This window comes from Pseudomonas sp. S2_F03, from assembly GCF_054668335.1.
Map to the genome: position 1 here is coordinate 4,390,912 of NZ_CP162759.1, position 22,393 is coordinate 4,413,304.

Here is a 22,393-nt window from a genome sequence, read left to right on the forward strand (position 1 = left end):
CACGACGCCTTCGCGAGCAAGCCCGCTCCCACAGGGGATCTGCGTTGGTAATGCATCTGGGGAACGGGACTGTTGCGAAGTGTGTCTAGACTCTCACTGTCCCCATTGAGTGAAAAACAATGACAACGCCCACGGCTATTACAGATCACTACACCGGTGAAGAACGCAGCAAGCGGATCTTTGCCATTGTCGGTGCCTCGTCCGGCAACCTTGTGGAATGGTTCGACTTCTACGTCTATGCCTTTTGCGCGATTTTTTTGCGCCGGCCTTTTTTCCGTCTGACAACCCCACGGTGCAGTTGGTCAACACCGCTGGCGTATTCGCCGCCGGGTTCCTGATGCGCCCCATTGGCGGCTGGGTTTTCGGCCGGTTGGCGGACAAGCACGGGCGCAAGAGCTCGATGATGATTTCGATTCTGATGATGTGCTTCGGTTCGTTGCTCATCGCTTGCCTGCCGACCTACAAGGACATCGGCGTCTGGGCCCCGATCCTGCTGCTGTTCGCGCGTTTGATTCAAGGTTTGTCGGTGGGCGGCGAATACGGCACCACCGCCACGTACATGAGTGAAGTCGCCCTCAAGGGCCAGCGCGGGTTTTTCGCCTCGTTCCAATACGTGACGCTGATTGGTGGGCAGTTGCTGGCGGTGTCGCTGGTGGTGATCCTGCAACAGTTCCTCACCGAGGATGACCTGCGTGCCTACGGCTGGCGGATTCCATTCGTGGTCGGTGCGTGCGCGGCGCTGATTTCGCTGTACCTGCGGCGTTCGCTGAAAGAAACCTCCAGCAAGGAAATGCGCGAAAACAAGGACGCCGGTAGCATCAGCGCGCTGTTCCGTGACCACAAAGCCGCGTTCATTACCGTGCTCGGTTACACCGCCGGTGGTTCGCTGATTTTCTACACATTCACTACCTACATGCAGAAGTACCTGGTGAACACCGCCGGCATGCCGGCCAAGACCGCCAGTTACATCATGACCGGCGCACTGTTCCTCTATATGTGCATGCAGCCGTTCTTCGGCATGCTCGCCGACAAGATCGGCCGGCGTAACTCGATGCTCTGGTTCGGTGCCCTCGGGACCTTGTGCACCGTGCCGATTCTGTTGAGCCTGAAAAGTGTCAGCAGTCCGTTCATGGCTTTCGGGCTGATTACCCTGGCGCTGGCGATCGTGAGTTTCTACACCTCGATCAGCGGCCTGGTAAAAGCCGAGATGTTCCCGCCGGAAGTGCGCGCACTGGGCGTTGGCCTGGCGTACGCGGTGGCGAACGCGATCTTCGGTGGTTCGGCGGAATACGTGGCGCTGAGCCTCAAGGCTGTTGGCATGGAAAACTCCTTTTACTGGTACGTCACGGTGATGATGGCGGTGGCGTTCCTGTTCAGTCTGCGTCTGCCCCGGCAGGCGAAATATTTGCACCACGACCTTTGATCTTTACGCGCGGGCCTGACCGGCCCGCGCCTCCAGGGACTGTTTATGAACGAGCGACCGGGCAATCAATTGTTCGATGCCTACTTCACTGCCCGCGATATGCGTGACGTGTTTTGCGATCAAGGCCGGGTTCAGGCCATGCTCGATTTCGAAGCCGCGCTGGCCCGGGCCGAGGCGCGTGTCGGTCTGATTCCGCAAACCGCGGTCGCCCCGATTGAAGCGGCGTGTGCGGCCGGGCATTACGACTTCGCCGCCCTCGGCGAGGCGATTGCCACGGCGGGCAATTCCGCCATTCCATTGGTCAAGGCATTGGGCAAACAGATCGCAACCCGTGATGCGCAAGCCGAGCGCTATGTGCATTTGGGCGCGACCAGCCAGGACGTGATGGACACCGGCCTGGTGTTGCAACTGCGTCTGGCATTGGCATTGATCGAAAGCGATCTCGCGCAACTGGGCGATACCCTCGCCACTCAAGCCAAGCGATATATCGCCACTCCGCTGGCGGGACGCACCTGGTTGCAGCACGCAACGCCGGTCACCCTCGGCATGAAAATCGCCGGTTGGCTGGGCGCGGTCACCCGTAGCCGTCAGCGCTTGCAAGAGCTCAAGCCACGTCTGCTGGTGCTGCAATTCGGCGGTGCCTCTGGAACCCTGGCAGCCCTTGGCGCGCAAGCGATGCCGATTGCCGAAGCGCTGGCCGGCGAGTTGCAACTGACCTTGCCGGAACAACCCTGGCACACCCAGCGCGATCGTCTGGTGGAGTTCGGCTCCGTGCTGGGATTGATCGCCGGCAGCCTGGGCAAACTCGGCCGCGACATCAGTTTGCTGATGCAGACCGAAGCCGGCGAAGTGTTCGAGCCTTCGGCGCCGGGCAAGGGCGGTTCCTCGACCATGCCGCACAAGCGCAACCCGGTGGGCGCAGCGGTGCTGATCGGCGCGGCGACTCGCGTGCCCGGTTTGCTCTCGACGCTGTTCAGCGCAATGCCGCAGGAACACGAGCGCAGCCTCGGTTTGTGGCATGCCGAATGGGAAACCCTACCCGAGATTTGCTGCCTGGTGTCCGGCAGCCTGAAGCAAGCGCTGCTGGTCGCGCAGGGCCTGGAAGTGGATGCGCAGCGCATGGCGCGCAACCTCGATCTGACCCAGGGCCTGGTGCTGGCCGAAGCGGTGAGCATTGTCCTCGCCCAGCGGGTCGGCCGCGACACTGCGCATCATCTGCTGGAACAGTGCTGCAAGCGTGCGGTGGCTGAACAGCGTCATCTGCGTGCCGTCCTCGGTGACGAGCCGCAAGTGACTGCCGAGCTTTCTGGCGCTGAACTCGATCATTTGCTGGACCCTGCCCATTACCTCGGTCAGGCCCGTACCTGGGTCGAGCGAGCGGTGGCTGAACATATTGCGTTGACTGCCTGAAGGAGATTGCTGTGGCTTTTGTACAACTCGCCGAGGGCGAACTGCATTACCAATTGGATGGCCCGAAAGATGCGCCAGTGCTGGTGCTGTCCAACTCGCTGGGCACTGACCTGCACATGTGGGACGCGCAGATGGCGGCGTTCACCGAACAGTTCCGGGTGCTGCGTTTCGACACCCGTGGTCACGGTCAATCGCTGGTGACGCCGGGGCCGTACAGCATCGAGCAACTGGGCCAAGACGTTTTGGCACTGCTGGATTCGCTGCACATCGAGCGTGCGCATTTCTGTGGTTTGTCCATGGGCGGTTTGATCGGCCAGTGGCTGGGGATCAACGCCGGACAGCGTTTGCATAAGCTGGTGGTGTGCAATACCGCCGCGAAAATCGGCGATCCGTCGATCTGGAACCCGCGCATTGAAACGGTGCTGCGCGACGGTCCAGCGGCCATGGTTGCCCTGCGCGATGCCTCGATTGCGCGCTGGTTTACCCCGGACTTCGCGCAGGCCAACCCGGCCGCGGCCAAGCGGATTACCGACATGCTCGCGGCCACTTCGCCTGAAGGTTACGCGGCCAATTGCGCGGCAGTGCGCGATGCCGATTTCCGTGATCAGTTGCCTTTGATCAAGGTGCCGCTGCTGGTGATCGCCGGCACCGAAGACGCCGTGACACCGCCGTCCGGCGGGCACTTCATTCAAGAACATGTGCAGGGCGCCGAGTACGCCGAGTTCTACGCTGCGCACTTGTCCAACGTCCAGGCCGGCGCTGCGTTCAGCGAGCGCGTCTTGGCGTTTTTGTCAGCGGAATAAGGGGATTGTTGTGGACGAGAAACAACGTTACGACGAAGGCATGAAAGTCCGTCGCGCGGTGCTCGGCGACGCCCACGTCGACCGCAGCCTGAATGCCCTGACCGAGTTCAACTCGGAGTTTCAGGAGATGATCACCCGTCACGCCTGGGGTGACATCTGGACCCGTCCAGGCTTGCCACGCCACACCCGCAGCCTGATCACCATTTCCATGCTGATCGGCATGAACCGCAACGAAGAGCTGAAACTGCACCTGCGCGCCGCCGCCAACAATGGCGTGAGCCGTGGCGAGATCAAGGAAGTGATCATGCAGAGCGCGATCTATTGCGGCATCCCGGCGGCAAATGCGACGTTCCATCTGGCCGAGTCGGTTTGGGATGAGTTGGGAGTTGAATCCCGGGAGTGATCCCGGTGATTTGCGTTGATTGAACTAACGCCATCGCGGGCAAGCCCGCTCCCACAAAGTTTTATGTCATGCCCAAATCTTGGGACACACACAAAACCTGTGGGAGCGGGCTTGCCCGCGATGGCGTACTTGAGATTTACAGCAGGCTGATCGGGTAGCTGATGATCACCCGGTTCTCGTCGAACTCGTTGTTGCTGAAGTCGCGGCGAATGGTCGAGTTGCGCCATTTGACATTGAGGTCCTTGAGCGCGCCGCTTTGTACGGTGTAGCCCAGCTCTGATTCGCGCCCCCATTCCTTGCCGTCGGTGATCGTGCCGGTGTGCACGTTATCGCCGCTGATGTAGCGGTTCATCAAGGTCAGGCCCGGTACGCCGAGTGCGACGAAGTTGTAGTCGTGGCGTACTTGCCAGGATTTCTCCTGGGCATTGTCGTAGCTGGAGTTGTAGCTGTCGTTGGCCAGGGTCCCGCCGCTGGTGCCGTTGACGCGCATCCAGGCGTTGTCGCCGGTGAGTTTTTGCAGGCCGACGTAGAAGGTGTTGCCGCCGTATTTGGCCGAGAACAGACCGTACATGGTTTTGTTGTCCAGCTCGCCGGCGCGGGCACTGCCGTCATCCTTGCCGTAGAAATAACCAAGGTTGGCACCCAGGGTCCAGTCGCCAATCGGTTGGTTGTGCGTCAGGTTGATGAATTGCTGGCTGTAAATGTCCTTGAGTTCGGCATTCCACAGGCCTACCTGGGTGCGCTTGTCGTTGAACACGTACTCGCCGCCCTGAAAGTTGAAACGGTCAGAGGTGAACGCGGCTTTGCCGGTCATCGACATGTCGTCCATGCTGCTGTCGTCCCGTGGGCTGTTCTGGCGGAACTGGCCGCCGTAGAGCGTCAGGCCATTGATTTCCTTCGACGTGATCTGCCCGCCACGGAAGGTTTGCGGCAGCGAACGACCGTCGTCCGAACGCAGGATCGGCAGCACTGGCATCCATTCGCCAACCTTCACTTCGGTCTGCGACAGCTTGGCTTTGAACGCGACGTTGGTGCGCCCGAAATTGTCCGCCGGGCGTCCGTCGTGATCCAGCGGCAGCAACTGCGTACCGCCAGTGCCTTTCCCGCCATCGAGTTTCACCGAGTAGAGCCCCAGCACATCCATGCCGAAACCGACGGTGCCCTGAGTGAAACCGGACTTGGCGTCGAGGATGAAGCTTTGTGTCCACTCTTCAGCCTTGCCCTGAGCCTTGGTCGGGTTGGTGAAGTTGCGGTTGATGTAGAAGTTGCGCAGGTTCAGGTTGACCTTGGCACCTTCGACAAAACCCGATTCCTCGGCCTGGGCGGGCAAGACCGCTGAGGCCACGGCGATGGCGATCAGGCCGGGAAACAAATACTGCGCGGTGGAAGGCTTCATGAGCTCGGGTCTCTCTAATTCTTGGGGATGAAACGGGGCGATGCCGCGACTTTTGAAGGTGCAGACAAATGATCGAAATATGAGGGTGAAACCTGAAGATCAGCCGGACAGGGCAGGGCGTGGGGGCATGACATCGAACCTGTTGTTATTGGTTTTGTGGGGCGAATGGTGCGGTGAATGTACTGAATGGTTCAATCGGCGAAAGCGGGTTTTGGGCGATTATCGAACGTAACATTAGCCTGGTTTTTTGGGTGGCTGTACTGGCCACATCGCGGGCAAGCCCGCTCCCACAGTGGGCCGTTTGCGTTTATGCAATTTGTGGCGAGCTTAAAACCTGTGGGAGCGGGCTTGCCCGCGATGAGGGCAGTGATCACGCCACACATTTTCCTGTAGCCAACAAAAAGCCCACCAATCGGTGGGCTTCTTGTGTTCACAGCGCTATCAGAACAACTTCATCTTCGGCGCTTCTTCTTTCAGCGGTTCGAGCTTGGCAGTCTGCGAATTCCAGCCACCACCCAACGCCTTGTACAGATTGACCGCGCTGACCAACTGCGCCAGACGGTCGGTGATCAGCACTTGTTGGGCGCTGAACAACTGACGCTGGGCATCGAGGAAGGTCAGGTTGCTGTCGACACCAATGAGGTAGCGACGTTGAGCCAGGCGGTAGTAGTCCTGGTTGGCGGTGACGAAGTCACGCTGGGCCTGCAACTGATCGGTGTAGGTCTGGCGGGCGGCCAAGCCGTCGGCGACTTCCTGGAAGGCCGTTTGAATGGACTTCTCGTAGTTCGCCACGCCGATGTCTTTCTGGATTTTCGAGTAATCCAGGCTGGCGCGCAGGCTGCCGGCGTTGAAGATCGGCAGGTTGATTTGCGGTTGGAACAACCAGGTGCCGGAACCGCCCTTGAACAGACCGGACAAGTCCGGGCTGAGCGTGCCAGCGTTGGCTGTCAGGCTGATGCTCGGGAAGAATGCAGCCCGTGCCGCGCCGATGTTGGCGTTGGCGGCCTTGAGGTTGTATTCGGCCTGGAGGATGTCCGGACGACGTTGCAGCAAGTCCGATGGCAGACCGGCCGGCACGTCGCTCAGCAAATCGTCAGACAGCGGCTTGGCTGCTTGCAGATTGGCCGGGATGCCAGTGCCGAGCAGCAGCACCAGGCTGTTTTCATCCTGCGCGACCTGACGGGTGTACTTCGCCAGTTGTGCCCGGGCGTTCTCTACCGAGGTCCGCGACTGAGCGAGGTCCAGCGCCGACGCTACACCGACTTCGGCGCTGCGCGCGGTGAGCTTGTAGCTCTCCTCGAACGCACCGAGGGTGTCCTGGGTGACTTTCAGCAGTTCCTTGTCGGCTTGCCAGGTCAGGTAGGCATTGGCCACGCTGGCCACCAGGCTGATCTGCGTGCTGCGACGACCTTCTTCAGTGGCGAAGTACTTCTGCAGCGCTTCTTCGCTCAGGCTGCGAACCCGACCAAACATATCGAGTTCATAGGCGCTGATGCCGACGGTGGCCGAGTACGAACTGACAATGCCTGACTGACCGGTCTGCGAAGAGTTTTCCGGAACGCGCTGGCGGTTGCCGCTGCCATTGGCCGATACGGCCGGGAACAGATCCGCACGCTGGATGCGGTATTGGGCCGCAAAGGCGTCGATGTTCAGGGCCGCGACACGCAGGTCCCGGTTGTTTTCCAAGGAAACCTGGATCAGCTGTTGCAGTGCCGGGTCATGGAAAAACTGCTTCCAGCCTTGCTCCGCAGCAGCCTGGCTCGGCGCCTGGGCCGGCGAGTACGCCGGACCTTGCGGGTATTGGCCCGCCACCGGTGCCTCAGGCTGCTGATAATCGGGTATCAGCGAGCAACCACCGAGCACGAACGCGGCGACGGCTAGGGAGAGTAGCGACTTGCTCATTGGCCAGCCTCTTTAGGAGTTTCAGTGGCGTCATCCTGGTCGACTATTTTGCGCTGACCGATGGACGACACAGTGACGAAGAACAGTGGGACCCAGAAGATCGCCAGAACGGTGGCGGTGATCATACCGCCAATCACGCCGGTGCCGATGGCATGCTGGCTACCGGAACCCGCACCCGTGGATATCGCCAGGGGTACCACACCGAGAACGAACGCGAGCGAGGTCATGATGATCGGTCGCAGACGCATGCGGCTGGCTTCGATCGCGGCATCGCGCAGGCTACGCCCTTGCTCATGCAGCTCCTTAGCAAATTCGACAATCAGAATGGCGTTTTTCGCCGCCAGACCGATAGTCGTCAACAGGCCCACCTGGAAGTACACGTCGTTGGACAGACCACGCAGGCTGGTCGCCATCAACGCACCGATGATCCCCAAAGGCACCACCAGCATCACCGCGATCGGGATCGACCAGCTTTCATACAGCGCTGCCAGGCACAGGAACACCATCAGCAACGACAGGGCGTACAACGCGGGCGCTTGCGAACCGGATAACCGTTCCTCGTACGACAGGCCGGTCCAGGAAATACCGACACCCGCCGGCAGTTTGGCGGCAATGGCCTCGACTTCGGCCATGGCTTCACCGGTGGAGTAGCCCGGCGCCGGGGAACCGAGGATTTCCATCGCTTCGACGCCGTTGTAACGGGCCAGCTTCGGCGAGCCGTAAATCCATTCACCCTTGGCAAACGCCGAGAACGGAACCATGGTGCCGGCGCTGTTGCGCACATACCATTTCTTCAGGTCTTCAGGGCTCATACGCGAGCCGGGCTGACCTTGCACGTAAACCTTCTTCACTCGACCACGATCGATGAAGTCGTTGACGTAGCTACTGCCCAGAGCAATCGACAGGGTGTTGTTGATGTCCGCGATGGTAATGCCCAGGGCACTGGCCTTCTCGTCATCGATTTCCAGTTGGTATTGCGGTTCATCGTTCAGGCCGTTCGGACGCACCTGAGTCAGAATCTTGCTTTGCGCTGCCATGCCGAGGAACTGGTTGCGCGCTTGCATCAGTTTTTCGTGACCGATACCGGCACGGTCTTGAAGGAACACGTCGAAACCGGTGGCGTTACCCAGTTCCAGTACCGCCGGTGGCGCGAAGGCAAACACCATGGCATCACGGAAGGTGAAGAAGTGCTGCTGGGCACGGGCCGCCACCTTGAACACGTTGTTGTCGGCGTTACGCTCGTCCCATGGACGGAGCATGATGAACGCCATACCCGAGCTCTGGCCACGACCGGCGAAGTTGAAGCCGGTGACGGTAAACACCGAGTTCACCGCATCGCCTTCACCGCCATCCTTACCCGGACGCAACAGGAATTCACGCATCTCGTCCACGACCACCTGGGTGCGCTGGGAGGTCGAACCGGCCGGCGTCTGCACCTGGGCGAACAGTACACCCTGGTCTTCTTCAGGCAGGAACGCCGTCGGGATACGGGTGAACAGCCAGATCATGCCGACAATGATGATGAGATAGGCCAGCAGGTACGGCGCCTTCTGGGTGAGCATATTGCCCACGCCGCGCTCGTAGCTTTTGACGCCACGGTCGAAGTTGCGGTTGAACCAGCCAAAGAAGCCGCGTTTTGGCATGCCGTGCTCACCCTTGGGAATAGGCTTGAGCATGGTGGCGCAAAGCGCCGGGGTGAAAATCAGAGCAACCAGAACCGAGAGCGCCATGGCCGAAACGATGGTGATCGAAAATTGCTTGTAGATCACACCGGTGGAGCCGCTGAAGAATGCCATCGGCAGCAGAACCGCCGACAGCACCAGGGCGATACCCACCAATGCACCCTGGATCTGCCCCATCGATTTCTTGGTGGCTTCCTTGGGCGACAGGCCTTCTTCACTCATCACCCGCTCGACGTTTTCCACCACAACGATGGCGTCGTCCACCAGCAAGCCGATGGCCAGGACCATACCGAACATGGTCAGGGTGTTGATGCTGAAACCGGCTGCCGCCAGGATGCCGAACGTACCCAGCAATACCACCGGCACGGTCATCGTGGTGATGATGGTGGCGCGGAAGTTTTGCAGGAACAGGAACATCACCAGGAACACCAGTGCGACCGCTTCGACCAGGGTGTGAACCACGCCCTTGATCGACTCGGTCACCACCGGAGTAGTGTCGTACGGGAACACCACTTCCATCCCTTGCGGGAAGAACGGCTTGAGGCTGTCGATGGTGGTGCGCAAGGCCTTGGCAGTATCGAGGGCGTTGGCGCCAGTGGCCAGCTTCACTGCCAGGCCGGACGCCGGAGCACCGTTGAACTGGGCGTTGATGCTGTAGTTTTCACCACCCAAACCGACATCGGCGACATCTTTCAAGCGAACCTGAGAGCCGTCCTTGTTGACCTTGAGCAGGATCTTGTCGAATTGCTCGGCGGTCTGCAGACGGGTCTTGCCGATAATCGTCGCGTTCAGCTGTGTGCCGGGCAGGGCAGGCAAGCCGCCGAGCTGGCCGGACGACACCTGGACGTTCTGCGCGGCGATGGCGGTTTTGACATCGATCGGGGTCAGGTTGAAGTTGTTCAACTTGGCCGGGTCGAGCCAGATACGCATGGCGTACTGGGAGCCGAATACCTGGAAGTCACCGACACCGGCGGTCCGCGAGATTGGGTCCTGCATGTTCGACACGATGTAGTTGGACAGGTCGTCCTTGGTCATGCTGCCGTCACGCGAGACCACACCGATTACCAGCAGGAAGTTTTTCACCGCCTTGGTCACGCGGATACCTTGCTGCTGTACTTCTTGCGGCAGCAGCGGGGTGGCCAGGTTCAGCTTGTTCTGGACCTGAACCTGCGCGGTATCGGAGTTGGTACCTTGCTCGAAGGTCGCGGTGATGGTCATGGTGCCGTCGGAGTTACTTTCCGAGGACACATATCGCAGGTGGTCGATACCGTTGAGCTGTTGCTCGATCACCTGCACCACGGTGTCCTGTACGGTTTGTGCCGAAGCACCCGGATAGGCAACGGAAATGGCGATGGCCGGAGGCGCAATGCTCGGGTATTGGTTGATCGGTAACTTGAGGATCGATAGAGCCCCGACCAGCATGATCACCAGGGCAATTACCCAGGCGAAAATCGGACGGTCGATAAAAAATTTCGACATGGGTTACTCCCCTTTGCCGCTGGACGCCTTATCAGCTGTCTGTGCGGGGGCCGGGTTCTTTGTGCCAACGTTAGTCGCTTCACTGGCTTTGACTTCGATGCCAGGTTTGACGAATTGCAGCCCTTCGGTGATCAGGCGATCGCCTGCCTTCAAGCCATCTTCGATCAACCATTGGTTGCCGACGGTGCGGTTGGCCTTGAGCTGACGCAGCTCGACTTTGTTGTCAGGACCAACGACCAGAGCGGTCGGGGTGCCTTTGAGGTCGCGCGTCACGCCTTGTTGCGGGGCCAGGATTGCTGCGGCGTTCACGCCGGCCAACAATTGCGCGTGCACGAACATGCCCGGCAGCAGGGTGTGATCAGGGTTGGGGAACACGGCGCGCAGGGTGACGGAACCTGTTGTCTGGTCAACCGAGACTTCGGAGAACTCGAGCTTGCCGTCCAGCTTGTACTCGCTGCCGTCTTCGAGGGTCAGCTTGACCTTCGCCGCGTTGTCGCCCGACTTTTGCAGGCGACCGCTTTCCAGTTCGCGGCGCAGTTGCAGCAACTCCACCGAAGACTGCGTCACGTCGACGTAGATCGGATCGAGTTGCTGGATCACCGCCATCGGGTCGGCCTGGCCGCTGGTGACCAGCGCGCCCTCGGTCACATTTGAGCGACCGATACGACCGGTGAGCGGTGCGTAAACCTTGGTGTAGCGCACGTTGATCTGGGCCGTTTGCAGGGCCGCTTCCGATTGCATCCGGTTAGACACGGCGGTGTCGTATTCCTGGCGGCTCACGGCTTGTTCGTTGACCAGTTGCTTGTAGCGGTCCGCGATCGACTTGGTCTGTTGCAGGTTGGCTTCTGCGCTTTTCAGCGTGGCGTCATAGACCGACGAATCGATTTGGTACAGCTGCTGGCCAATCTTGACGTCGCCGCCTTCCTTGAACATGCGCTTGAGAATGATGCCGTTCACCTGAGGGCGAACTTCGGCGATGCGGTACGCGCTGGTACGGCCCGGAAGATCGGACGTCAGGGTGAAGGCTTGAGGTTGCAGGGTAACGACGCCGACCTGAGGAGGCGGTGCGGCTGGTGGCGCTTCTTCCTTTTTGCATCCGCTGAGCAGCGATGCCAAGGCGACGGCAGTGACCAGAGCGGTAACAGCTGGCTTGAATTGCATGAAAATCCTCGGGTCAGGCGCGCAACATGCGCACTAGAAAGGTGGAAGGTTAAAAATAGGGTGCTGAGTGGATAAGTAGCTTGCTAAGGAATATACTTACGTTCATGGTTGTTTGTAAACACCTTGGCTGCGTACCCGATTCATTACAAAAGCCGTTCAAAGCTTCGAATTGTAAGACGGGGACTGCGCCCAAGAGCGCTCGCTCCACTTTTATTCAGCTGATGTTCAGACATCGCTGAAGCATCCTGATTGAGGTTTTACTGCCATGGTCCGTCGTACCAAAGAGGAAGCTCAAGAAACCCGCAGCCAGATACTTGAAGCGGCAGAGAAAGCCTTTTATGAAAGGGGCGTGGCGCGCACGACGCTGGCGGACATCGCTACCCTGGCCGGCGTGACTCGCGGTGCTATCTACTGGCATTTCAGCAACAAGGCCGATCTGGTGCAGGCCATGTTGGATACCTTGCATGAGCCACTGGATGAATTGGCCAGGGCCAGTGAAAGCGAAGAGGAACTCGATCCGCTGGGCTGCATGCGCAAGCTGCTGATTCATTTGTTTCATCAAATTGCACTGGACCCGAAAACCCGACGCATTAATGAGATTTTGTTTCATAAGTGCGAATTCACCGATGAAATGTGTGACCTGCGTCAGCAGCGTCGAACGGCCAGCCTTGATTGCAATGTGCGCATCAGCCTGGCCCTGAGTAATGCCGTGAATCGGGGGCAAATGCCCGAAGACCTTGACACGGCGCGCGCTGCCATCAGCCTGCACGCTTACATCGATGGCATCCTGTACCAGTGGTTGCTGGCGCCCGACAGTTTTCAATTGCACACCGAAGCCGAACGCTGGGTCGAGGCCGGGCTGGACATGCTGCGCTTGAGCCCAAGCCTGCGCAAATGAAACAAAAGTCAGTCATTGGCTTCGTTTGTATCAACGATCAAGGCGGGCGCTGAATCCTTCGCCGGCTCGATTTATGGCCAGGGGTGCTTTTATATACGGACGCTCGCCAGGTTGACAGGTAGCGAGCTACGTATTTTGTAGGGAAATTGTGTCTTGGGTGTGAATGAGCGTGAGCACTCCACTCCGAAAACCCAAAAGCCCCGGCTCTCACGAGTCGGGGCTTTTGCATTTCAATGGCTAACGTTTACAGCGTCGGATAGTCGATGTAGCCAACCGCGCCTTTGCCGTAGAACAACTCCGGACGCGCTTCGTTCAGCGGCGCGTCGGCCTTCAAGCGGGCAGGCAAGTCAGGGTTGGCAATGAACGGCACACCGAAGGCGACCGCATCGGCCTTGCCGCTGGCCAGCCACGCGTTGGCGCTGTCCTTGGTGAAGCGTTCGTTGATGATGTACGGGCCGCCGAACGCTTCTTTCAATTGTGGACCAAGGCTGTCGCCGGCTTCTTTTTCGCGCGAGCAGATGAACGCGATACCGCGCTTGCCCAGTTCGCGGGCGACGTAGGTGAAGGTTTCTGCCAGGTTGTCGTCGCCCATGTCATGGGAATCGGCGCGCGGTGCCAGGTGCACACCGACACGGCCGGCGCCCCAGACTTCGATGGCCGCGTCGGTCACTTCCAGCAGCAGGCGCGCACGGTTTTCCAGGGAGCCGCCGTAATTGTCAGTGCGCTGGTTGGTGCTGCTTTGCAGGAACTGGTCGAGCAGGTAACCGTTGGCACCGTGGATCTCAACACCGTCAAAACCAGCGGCTTTGGCGTTCTCGGCGCCGGTGCGGTAAGCGTCGACGATGTCGGCGATTTCTGCGGTTTCCAGGGCACGCGGCGTCGGGTAGTCAGCCAATGGGCGAACCAGGCTGACGTGGCCTTTAGGCTGGATGGCGCTCGGTGCGACCGGTGCTTCGCCGTTCAGGTACGAGGAGTGCGAAACCCGGCCGACGTGCCACAGTTGCAGGAAAATCTTGCCGCCCGCGCCGTGGATTGCCTTGGTCACGTTGGCCCAGCCACGTACCTGGTCGTTGGACCAGATGCCCGGGGTGTCCGGGTAGCCGACGCCCATTGGCGTGACCGAGGTGGCTTCGCTGAGGATCAGGCCCGCGGAGGCGCGCTGGACGTAGTATTCGGCCATCAGCGCGTTCGGCACGCGGCCTTCGTCGGCGCGGCAGCGGGTCAGCGGTGCCATGATGATGCGGTTGGCCAACTCAACGTCGCCCAGTTTGATCGGATCGAAAATAGTCGTCATGAAGTAGCTCTCTTATGGAGATCAGTTGGTAGCAGGTGCCAGTTCGGGATTGCCGCTCTGACGGAAAGTAATCAGGGTCACCAGCAGGGCGAGTACCGCCAGTGCCGCTGCGGCGAGTGGCACGCTGGTCAGGCCGAAGCCGTGGGCGATGACGCTGCCGCCGACCCAGGCACCGAGTGCGTTGCCGATATTGAAAGCGCCGATGTTCAGGGTCGACACCAGGTTGGGCGCCGCTTTGCCGAAGGTCACCACGTTCACTTGCAGGGCGGGTACGGCGGCAAAACACGCCGTGGCCCAGAGGAACAGGGTGATTTCGGTCGGGATCAGCGCAACGCTGGTCCACGTCAGTACGGTGGAGACCACGGCCATGGTGATGAACACGCCGATCAGCGTCGCGGCCATGCCTTTGTCAGCCAGTTTGCCGCCGATGATATTGCCGACGGTCAGGCCCAGGCCGATGAGCATCAACGACCAGGTCACGCCACGGGGCGAGACGCCGGTGACTTCGCCCAGCAGCGGTGCGACATAGGTGAACAGGGTGAAGACCGAGGCGGCGAACAGCGCCGTCATGCTCAGGGACAACCAGATCCCGGCGCCCTTGAGGGCTGCGAGCTCGGTGCGCATGTCGAGTTTTTCTTCGTCGCGCTTGGCCGGCAGGAAGCGGATCAGGCCGATCAGGGCAATGACACCGATCACGGTCACAGCCCAGAAAGTCGAACGCCAGCCGGCTTGCTGACCCAGCGCAGTACCCAGCGGCACACCGAGCACGTTTGCCAGGGTCAGACCGGTGAACATCAACGCCACGGCCGACGCACGTTTGTTGGCCGGCACCAGGCCTGCTGCTACCACCGAACCGATACCGAAAAAGGCACCGTGGCAGAGCGCGGTGACGACTCGCGCAAACATCAACACGTTGTAGTCACTGGCCAGGGCGCAGAGCAAGTTGCCGATGATGAAAATGCCCATCAACGCGATCAGCGCAGCCTTGCGCGGCAGCCTGGCGGTGGCCAGTGCCATGAACGGCGCACCAATGGCCACGCCCAAGGCGTAACCGGTCACCAACCAGCCGGCGCCGGGGATCGACACGCCGAGATCCGCCGCCACGTCGGGCAGCAGGCCCATGATGACGAATTCGGTGGTGCCGATGGCGAAGGCGCTCAAGGCCAGGATGAGGAGCGAGAGGGGCATTGTTGAATTCCTTTTGGGCTGGCTGACGTTAAGGGTCAGAGCTCTTTACTGAAGGTTTTGAGGAACTCCTGAATGGTTTCCTCATTACGTTTGAAAAAATGCCACTGGCCGACTTTGCGGCTGCTGATCAGGCCGGCGCGTTGCAGGGTGGCCAGGTGCGCAGACACCGTGGACTGCGACAGGCCGCAACGTTGATCGATCTGCCCGGCGCAAACGCCGTGCTCGTTGCTGTGGGACTGGTCAGGGAATTCGACGGTCGGGTCTTTGAGCCAGTGCAGGATTTCTCGCCGTACCGGGTGTGCCAGGGCTTTTATTATTTCGTCGAGGTCAAGGTTCATGGTCGGGGGCTCGTGATGTGTAAAACGCTATATCGCGATGAAGCGAACTTTAAATCGGTATTTCGCGATATACCAATACGCATTCGATCTGATGACCGTGTAAATCGGTATATCGGGTTATAACGATACGCTGGGTGTAAAGAAACAAAGGCGCAGTGCTAAGCTGCGCCCATGAACTATCTCGCACATCTTCACCTTGGTGGCCAGCGTCCCGGCCAATTGCTCGGCAGTCTGTATGGCGATTTCGTCAAAGGACGGTTGCAGGGGCAGTTTGAACCCGATGTCGAAGCAGCCATCCAGCTGCATCGCAGCATTGACGTGTTTACGGATCGCCATCCGCTGGTGGATGCCTCGTTGTCGCGGTTCTCCACGACGCGCCGGCGTTACGCCGGGATCGTGCTCGATGTGTTTTTCGACCATTGCCTGGCACGGGACTGGACGCTATACGCCGATCGGCCGCTGGAACTGTTCACGTCAGATGTGTACCGGATACTGACCGCCGAGCCGCAATTGCCGGAACGCCTGGCCAGGATCGCACCGCACATGGTGGCCAATGACTGGTTGGGTTCTTACCGGGAATTCGAGGTGCTGGAGCAGGTGCTGCGGGGGATTTCTCAGCGGTTGACCCGACCTGAGGAACTGGCGGGGGCGATGCAGGAATTGCGACGGTTGTATGAACCGTTGAGCGAGGACTTCAGGTTGTTCTACCCACAACTCCAGGATTTCGCCCAAAACCGCTGACACAAATTTTGTAGGAGCAGAGCTTGCTCGCGATGAACGATAACGCGGTCATCAGTCAAACCGCGGTGCCCCAATCGCGAGCAAGCTTTGCTCCTACAGAAAAGCGGTTAGGCGGCGATCAGTTCGCCAGCACGACGCGGTTCGGCAGGTTTCGCCACTTCACCAAACAACGCCTTCTGCACCGCCTGCTGCGCTTCGAACGCCAGCGCCGCGCGCTCGCGACCTTCGCAAGCAATCGGCTTGAGCAGGTGAATCTCCACATCCCCCCGGTCGTTGGCGAACAAACGCATCAAGTGCGAGAGCAAATCATCATCGCCAATGAACGGTGCCAGCGTGTCGAGTTGACCGTCACGCAGGTAACGGATCGCCACCGGTTGCAGTTGCACCTCGGAATCAATCGCCGCTGACAGCAAGCGACCATGGAAGGTGCGCAGCGAACGGCCATCGGTGGTGGTGCCTTCCGGGAACATCAACAGCGGATGCGCTTGTTCCAGGTGGCGGGTCATTTGTTTGCGGATCAACTGGCTGTCACCCGAGCCACGACGGATAAACAGACTGCCGGCCTTGGCTGCCAACCAACCGGCGACCGGCCAGGTGCGCACTTCGGCCTTGGACAGAAACGACAGCGGCGTAAGCATGCCCAGCAGCGGGATGTCGGTCCAGGACACGTGATTGCTGACCCAGAGCATCGGTTGCTTGGGCAGTTCACCATGAACGGTGACCTGGAAGGGCAGGGCATTGCTCAACCGCGCCATGAAAAATCGCGACCAGCGCTGGCGGCGGACCATCGAATGGGCGATGCCCATACGCTCGAAAGCCCCAAATATACTGGCCATGCTCAAACCCAGTGCGACCACGACAAGCACTCGCGCAATCCGCGCGTACACCCGCAAACGGATCATCACATGGCCGCCTTGAAGTGCTTGGCGTAACGCGGGCAGAGTTCGTCGCGCTTGAGCAGGATGAAGACATCGGCCACCTGGAAGTCTTCATCCCAGCACGGCTCGCCGCAGATTTTTGCGCCCAGGCGCATGTAGGCCTTTAGGAGCGGGGGCATTTCGGCGATGACGTTGGAAGGAATATCCAGGGTCGGCAGTGGCTTTTTCGGTTCGGCGCGCAGGTGTTCGGTGCACAGGTAGCGTTCGCGCAAACGCTGCATGATCGCGTGGGCCTGGATGCCGCCGTCCTGCATTGGAATGCTCGCGCAGCCCATCAAATAGCTGTAGCCGCCCTGATTCAACACCTCGGCCAGTTCGCCCCACAGCACCGCGATGGTGCCGCCGTTGCGGTACGCCGGGTCGACACAGGTGCGGCCGATTTCCAGAATCGGGCCTTTGAGGTGAACCAGGCCATGCAGGCTGAATTCTTCTTCGCTGTAGAACTTGCCCAGGCTGCTGGCCGCCGTGTGATCGAGTAAACGTGTGGTCGCCACCAGACGTCCGGTGTTCAAGTCACGCACGCCAATGTGGGCGCAGTGAACATCATAGTCATCCATGTCCAGACCCAACTCTGCGCCCTTCAGCTTGGCGTTGAACTCGCCGCTGAACACGTTGAAGCGTAAGGCCTGGGCTTCCTGCAAGGCTTGGCTGCCGATCAGGCGTTCGGCTTGCAGGCGGCGGTCGTTGCCGGTGTCGCGGATGCGGGCGATCTGAGTCATGGCGATTCTCCGTGCGGGCTGCTCACCCGTCTTGGGTTACAGCGGATCGACTTTCTTTATGCAGCCGTTTTGTGCAAGGTCAGGCTATGTAGCCCCGGTGTCATCGCCATTAAGCTTTGGTGATGCTTATATGACAGCCCACGAGGAGCCTCTTATGCCCTGGCAAAACCTGTTGAACCGCCACGACCGCCTGCCCGCCAACCCGGATCTGGCGGAAGGTTTCGTGACCTTGTTGCACCAGTTGGGCACGGTGACGCCGTTTGAGTTGGCCGTCGCTGGCGGGCGTTTGATGGCGACGCCGGGGTTGGCATTTCTGGTGGGGTATCAGGCGGCGTTGCGCATGCTCTGGCCGAGCGCACCGTTGAGCCTCGGCGCGTTGTGTGCAACCGAACAGCGCAGCCTGCGACCGGCAGACATGCAAACCCGCCTTACCGACCTGCGCCTGAGCGGGCGCAAGGATTTCGTCACGGCCGGTGATGCCGCGGAATGGCTGCTGATCGCTGCACGCAGCGAAGAAACCGGTGAATCGCCGCGCCTGAGCCTGGCGGTGGTCTATCCCGGCGAACCGGGCGTACGTCTGGAAAAACTCCCGGCGATCCCATTGATGCCGGACATCAGCCATGGCCGATTGTTTCTCGACAACACCCTGTGCGAGTTGCTGGCGGGGGATGGCTGGGATGCGTACGTCAAACCGTTCCGCACCCTTGAAGACGTTTATGTGCTGAGTGCGATGACGTCGTGGCTGTATGGCATCGGCCAGGACTGCGACTGGCCGCAAGCCTTGCAGTTGCGGTTACTGGCGTTGCTGGCCGGGTGCGCGGAAGCCAGCCGTCAGGCACCGAACAATGCCGCCGGGCATGTATTGCTGGGCGGGTTGTTTGCACAATTCGACGGGCTCAAGGCCGAGATTGATCAGGCAATGGCCGATGGTCCGGCGCATTGGGCGCAGATGTGGCAGCGCGATCGGGCGGTGATGGATCTGGCTGCGGGCGCGCGGGGGAAGCGGTTGGCCAAGGCACTTGCTGGATCTTCACTGGATTGACCTGCCCCTTCGCGAGCAAGCCCGCTCCCACATTTCAATCGCGTTACTCCAGAAAGAATGCGATTAATGTGGGAGCGGGCTTGCTCGCGAAGGCAGCCTCCAGAGCAACACAAACCCCAAAACTGTCATCAACCTCAACTACGCTCTGCCAGTTAATCCCGCCGAGCCCCCGCCATGTTCAAAGGCTTGTCCCTGACTTTCATGCTGTTGCTCAGCCTCCCGGCCCACGCCGAAAACTGGCCCGGCGAGCAATGGTCGAACCGCCCGACGGTTACCGGGCCGGCGCTTCAAGCCCTGGAAACCTACGCCTTTCCACCCCGCGACGACAGCACCCGAAAAGGCATTCGCACCGATGCGTTGCTGGTGATCCGCGACGGCCAATTGATCTACGAACGCTACGCCGGCCCGGCCCGCGCCGACACGCCACACTTGACCTGGTCGATCAGCAAAAGCCTCATGGCCACGGTGCTGGGCGTGGCCTATGGCGAAGGCCTGTTCAAACTCCAGGACCCGGTGCAGACGTTTTATCCGCCGATGAAACAACACCCCGGCGTGACCATGGCCGACCTGCTGCACTGGGCCTCGGGACTGGACTGGCAGGAAGACTACGAATACGCCCCGTTGAAATCCTCGGTGGTGGCCATGCTCTACACCCGTGGCCATCAGGACATGGCTGCGTTCACTGCCGATCACCCTGAATACGCCACACCCGGTCAGGCCTTTCGCTATTCCAGTGGTGACAGCAACCTGCTCTCCGCCGCGCTGAAAAACATCGTCGGCCCTGCCCGTTATCCGGACTATCCGTGGACCGCACTGTTCGAGCCGCTTGGCATTCGCCATGCCGTTTGGGAGACCGATGCCACGGGCGCCTTCGTCGCTTCGTCTTACGCTTACCTCACGGCTCGCGATCTGGCGCGGGTCGGTTTGTTGATGGCGCGCGACGGGCGCTGGCAGGGGCGCCAATTACTGCCCCGGGATTGGGTCGCCTTCAATCGCGAACCGTTCGCCCACTATCAAGCCCATCAGGATGACAGCGTGCCCGGTGGTCAGTGGTGGCTCAATCGTGCGGTGGCGGGCGCGCCACAACCCTGGCCTGATGCTCCCGCCGATACTTTCGCCGCGCTGGGACATTGGGGCCAGGCAATGTACGTGATCCCCAGCGAAAACCTGGTGATCGTGCGCTATGGCGATGATCGCGACGGCAGCTATCGGCACAACGATTTGCTCAAACTCGCACTCAAGGCGTTTGCCCAACAGGTGCAGCCATGAGCCGCCAATGTGTTGTTCGCCGCCGACCGTTGAGCACGTTGCTGGTGATCCTGCTGATCGCCTTGCTCGGCTGGGGCTGGCAGGAGCGGGTGGCGCTGTGGGCATTCCCCGACATCATCAGCGCCTACACCGCCAAGGAATATTGCTCGTGCCGGTATGTAATGAACAACGAGACCGAGTATTGCCGCAGCTATGTAAAGCAGTGGCTGCCCACCAGCAGCTTCATCGATGACTCTGCCAGCAAACGCATCACGGTCAGCGGCATGGGCCGCACCCACAGCGCCGCGTGGGTCGGCGAACGCCAGGGCTGCCGCCTGAATCCCTGACTCCCACGAACCTTTGTAGCAGCTGCCGAAGGCTGCGTTCGGCGGCGAAGCCGTCGTAAAACCAGGCGCCGCGGTACTTCAGGTTGCCCCCGGTAGGCAGGGTTTGACGACTGCTGCGCCCGAGCGCGGACCGGCCGACGCAGGCTTCGCCAGCTGCTACAGGCTTGCATCTTGCTCACGGACGGTTAAGGTTCAGCACAGGTTTATCTGCCCCCATGAGTCTTTATGTTCAACCGCTTCCACGCCAAAACCTTCGCCTTCCTGCTGTTGGCCGGTGCCACGCTGTCGGCCCACGCCGATTGGTACCTGGACGGCGAGTCTTCGCGGCTGTCGTTCGTCAGCACCAAAAACGCCAACATCTCTGAAGTGCAGCGCTTTCTGGTGTTGCACGGCAAGGTCGATCCCAATGGCCTGGCCGAAGTGGAAGTGGAGCTGGAATCTGTGAACAGTGGCGTTCCATTGCGCGATGAACGCATGCGCAAGCAGCTGTTCGAGATTGAGAAATTTCCCGAAGCACTGATCACCGCGCAGATCGATCTGCGCCCGATCAACGATCTCGCGCCCGGTGCGCAGTTGGAGTTGCGTTTGCCGCTGACCGTCAACCTTCACGGTAAAACCCACGAGTACAACGCCGAACTGCTGGCGACGCGGCTCGATGACCGGCGATTTCAGGTGGTGACACTGGAGCCACTGGTGATCAATGCCGAAGACTTTGATCTGGTACCCGGACTGGAAGCGCTGCGCAAGCTCGCCGATTTGTCGGCCATCAGTCTGTCGGTACCGGTGGGTGCGGTACTGATTTTCACGGCGCGCTGACATGGCCGGTGCAATTTTCCCCTGGCGTGAAGGCAACCACTTTGAACTGCTGGTCGACGGTCCGCAGTTCTTCCCGCGCATGTTGGTCGCGATTGCCCGCGCCGAAGAACAGGTCGAGTTGGAGCTGTATCTGGTCGAGGCCGGTGCCTGCGCCGAAGCCATGGTCCAGGCACTGGTCCAGGCGGCTGAGCGTGGTGTTCGCGTGCGCTGCCTGTTCGATGATTACGGCAGCCTGGCGTTCACGCTGACTTTGCGTCAGCGTCTGACGGCGGCCGGGGTCGAACTGCGTTTCTACAATCGCCTGAACTGGCGGCGCTGGGTCGGCAACTTCTACCGCGATCACCGCAAGCTGTTGCTGGTGGATCAGAGCCTGGCCGTGGTCGGTGGCACGGGCGTCACCGACGAGTTCTGGACGCCGGGTGAAGACACCAGCGAATGGCATGAAGTCATGGTGGAAATCACCGGGCCCTTGGTCATCGACTGGCAGTTGCTGTTCGATCGCCAATGGATCGCCAACCGCCATCGGCGTGCCTGGAAACCGGCCTCGCATTTCGGCTTGCCGCGTCTGCCGCGAGTGCCGTCGATGGGCGAGGGCATGGGCCGGGTGGCCTATGCCGACGCCCGTCAGCATCGCGATATTCTGCAATCGCTGATCAGGGCGTTGAACAGCGGCCAGCGCCGGATCTGGCTGGCGACCCCGTACTTCCTGCCGACCTGGAAAGTCCGCCGTTCGTTACGCCGGGCCGCGGCCCGGGGTGTCGATGTGCGCTTGCTGCTCACCGGACCGCGCACCGATCACCCCTCGGTGCGCTACGCAGGGCATCGCTACTACCCGCGATTGCTCAAGGCCGGCGTGAAGATTTTTGAATACCAGCCGTGTTTCCTGCACCTGAAAATGGTCTTGATCGATGACTGGGTAAGCATCGGCTCGTGCAATTTCGATCACTGGAATCTGCGCTTCAACCTTGAAGCCAACCTTGAAGCGCTCGACCTTGGGCTGACGCGGGCTGTGGCGGGGGTTTCGAGCACGACTTTGCGCAGAGCCTGGAAGTCAGCCTCGAAGAATGGCAACGCCGGCCACTGTGGAAGCGGATCAAGCAACGGATCTGGGGATGGGTGGATCGGGTGGTGGTGAATTTGCTGGGTGGCCGGGGTTAGTGCTTAC

The 22,393-nt window shown here is 60.3% G+C and carries 18 protein-coding genes and 2 pseudogenes; 11 read left to right on the forward strand and 9 right to left on the reverse strand.

Annotated elements, in window-relative coordinates:
* Positions 1 to 119 precede the first annotated feature (119 nt).
* The 4 genes and pseudogenes from AB4N76_RS20495 to pcaC all read left to right on the forward strand — a co-directional run bounded on the left by AB4N76_RS20495 (position 120) and on the right by pcaC (position 4,039).
* A pseudogene (locus AB4N76_RS20495) lies at positions 120 to 1,423 on the forward strand (MFS family transporter).
* Positions 1,424 to 1,468: 45 nt separating this feature from the next.
* Positions 1,469 to 2,833 (forward strand): 3-carboxy-cis,cis-muconate cycloisomerase, encoded by a 1,365-nt coding sequence (locus tag AB4N76_RS20500; protein ID WP_046029388.1) that lies wholly within the window; start codon positions 1,469 to 1,471, stop codon positions 2,831 to 2,833.
* A gap of 11 nt (positions 2,834 to 2,844) precedes the next feature.
* Positions 2,845 to 3,636, forward strand: a complete 792-nt coding sequence (gene pcaD / locus AB4N76_RS20505; RefSeq protein ID WP_046029389.1) for a 3-oxoadipate enol-lactonase — start codon at positions 2,845 to 2,847, stop codon at positions 3,634 to 3,636.
* A 10-nt stretch (positions 3,637 to 3,646) separates the two neighbouring features.
* On the forward strand, positions 3,647 to 4,039 hold the full coding sequence (gene pcaC / locus AB4N76_RS20510) for a 4-carboxymuconolactone decarboxylase (protein WP_046029390.1): 393 nt from the start codon (positions 3,647 to 3,649) through the stop codon (positions 4,037 to 4,039).
* Positions 4,040 to 4,175: 136 nt separating this feature from the next.
* Here the strand turns inward: pcaC and AB4N76_RS20515 are convergent, their stop codons facing one another.
* The 4 genes from AB4N76_RS20515 to AB4N76_RS20530 all read right to left on the reverse strand — a co-directional run bounded on the left by AB4N76_RS20515 (position 4,176) and on the right by AB4N76_RS20530 (position 11,659).
* The gene (locus tag AB4N76_RS20515; protein ID WP_046029391.1) at positions 4,176 to 5,435 is read right to left on the reverse strand and encodes an OprD family porin; all 1,260 of its coding nucleotides are present in this window, start codon (positions 5,433 to 5,435) and stop codon (positions 4,176 to 4,178) included.
* Positions 5,436 to 5,876: 441 nt separating this feature from the next.
* The gene (emhC, locus tag AB4N76_RS20520) at positions 5,877 to 7,337 is read right to left on the reverse strand and encodes an efflux RND transporter outer membrane subunit EmhC (RefSeq protein ID WP_046029392.1); all 1,461 of its coding nucleotides are present in this window, start codon (positions 7,335 to 7,337) and stop codon (positions 5,877 to 5,879) included.
* Positions 7,334 to 10,498, reverse strand: a complete 3,165-nt coding sequence (emhB, locus tag AB4N76_RS20525; protein ID WP_046029393.1) for an efflux RND transporter permease subunit EmhB — start codon at positions 10,496 to 10,498, stop codon at positions 7,334 to 7,336. Before emhB ends, emhC begins: the two co-directional genes overlap by 4 nt.
* Before the next feature lie 3 nt (positions 10,499 to 10,501).
* Positions 10,502 to 11,659 (reverse strand): efflux RND transporter periplasmic adaptor subunit, encoded by a 1,158-nt coding sequence (locus AB4N76_RS20530; protein ID WP_046029394.1) that lies wholly within the window; start codon positions 11,657 to 11,659, stop codon positions 10,502 to 10,504.
* A gap of 265 nt (positions 11,660 to 11,924) precedes the next feature.
* On the opposite strand from AB4N76_RS20530, the gene emhR reads away from it, so the two are divergent.
* A complete protein-coding gene (emhR, locus tag AB4N76_RS20535; RefSeq protein WP_046029395.1) occupies positions 11,925 to 12,557 on the forward strand; it encodes an efflux system transcriptional repressor EmhR in 633 nt (210 codons plus the stop codon).
* A 244-nt stretch (positions 12,558 to 12,801) separates the two neighbouring features.
* On the opposite strand, the gene AB4N76_RS20540 is transcribed toward emhR, so the two are convergent.
* Genes AB4N76_RS20540 through AB4N76_RS20550 form a run of 3 tightly spaced genes read right to left on the reverse strand, consistent with a single transcriptional unit; the run spans position 12,802 to position 15,377 of the window.
* Entirely contained in the window at positions 12,802 to 13,851 is a 1,050-nt protein-coding gene (locus tag AB4N76_RS20540; RefSeq protein WP_109788045.1) for an alkene reductase, read from the reverse strand.
* Positions 13,852 to 13,872: 21 nt separating this feature from the next.
* Positions 13,873 to 15,039, reverse strand: a complete 1,167-nt coding sequence (locus tag AB4N76_RS20545) for an MFS transporter (protein ID WP_460163440.1) — start codon at positions 15,037 to 15,039, stop codon at positions 13,873 to 13,875.
* Between the two features lie 35 nt (positions 15,040 to 15,074).
* Complete coding sequence (locus AB4N76_RS20550) at positions 15,075 to 15,377, reverse strand: ArsR/SmtB family transcription factor (RefSeq protein ID WP_046029399.1); 303 nt, start codon at positions 15,375 to 15,377, stop codon at positions 15,075 to 15,077.
* Positions 15,378 to 15,548: 171 nt separating this feature from the next.
* Here AB4N76_RS20550 and AB4N76_RS20555 point away from each other — a divergent pair, with 171 nt between their 5' ends.
* Positions 15,549 to 16,118 (forward strand): acyl carrier protein phosphodiesterase, encoded by a 570-nt coding sequence (locus AB4N76_RS20555; protein ID WP_109788047.1) that lies wholly within the window; start codon positions 15,549 to 15,551, stop codon positions 16,116 to 16,118.
* Between the two features lie 107 nt (positions 16,119 to 16,225).
* Here the strand turns inward: AB4N76_RS20555 and AB4N76_RS20560 are convergent, their stop codons facing one another.
* Positions 16,226 to 17,020, reverse strand: a complete 795-nt coding sequence (locus tag AB4N76_RS20560; protein WP_109788048.1) for a lysophospholipid acyltransferase family protein — start codon at positions 17,018 to 17,020, stop codon at positions 16,226 to 16,228.
* Entirely contained in the window at positions 17,020 to 17,775 is a 756-nt protein-coding gene (olsB, locus tag AB4N76_RS20565) for an L-ornithine N(alpha)-acyltransferase (RefSeq protein ID WP_046029403.1), read from the reverse strand. Before olsB ends, AB4N76_RS20560 begins: the two co-directional genes overlap by 1 nt.
* 154 nt (positions 17,776 to 17,929) lie before the next feature.
* Here olsB and AB4N76_RS20570 point away from each other — a divergent pair, with 154 nt between their 5' ends.
* From AB4N76_RS20570 to AB4N76_RS20590, 5 genes and pseudogenes are all read left to right on the forward strand, one after another.
* Positions 17,930 to 18,817 (forward strand): acyl-CoA dehydrogenase middle domain-containing protein, encoded by an 888-nt coding sequence (locus AB4N76_RS20570; RefSeq protein ID WP_460163441.1) that lies wholly within the window; start codon positions 17,930 to 17,932, stop codon positions 18,815 to 18,817.
* 174 nt (positions 18,818 to 18,991) lie between these two features.
* Positions 18,992 to 20,086, forward strand: coding sequence for a serine hydrolase domain-containing protein (locus AB4N76_RS20575; protein ID WP_460163442.1), 1,095 nt, complete (start codon positions 18,992 to 18,994; stop codon positions 20,084 to 20,086).
* The gene (locus tag AB4N76_RS20580) at positions 20,083 to 20,412 is read left to right on the forward strand and encodes a hypothetical protein (RefSeq protein ID WP_046029407.1); all 330 of its coding nucleotides are present in this window, start codon (positions 20,083 to 20,085) and stop codon (positions 20,410 to 20,412) included. Before AB4N76_RS20575 ends, AB4N76_RS20580 begins: the two co-directional genes overlap by 4 nt.
* 225 nt (positions 20,413 to 20,637) lie before the next feature.
* Positions 20,638 to 21,228 carry a YceI family protein gene (locus AB4N76_RS20585; protein WP_109787366.1) on the forward strand — a complete coding sequence of 197 codons (591 nt, stop codon included), beginning with the start codon at positions 20,638 to 20,640 and terminating at the stop codon, positions 21,226 to 21,228.
* A gap of 1 nt (position 21,229) precedes the next feature.
* A pseudogene (locus AB4N76_RS20590) lies at positions 21,230 to 22,386 on the forward strand (phospholipase D-like domain-containing protein).
* Positions 22,387 to 22,393 lie beyond the last annotated feature (7 nt).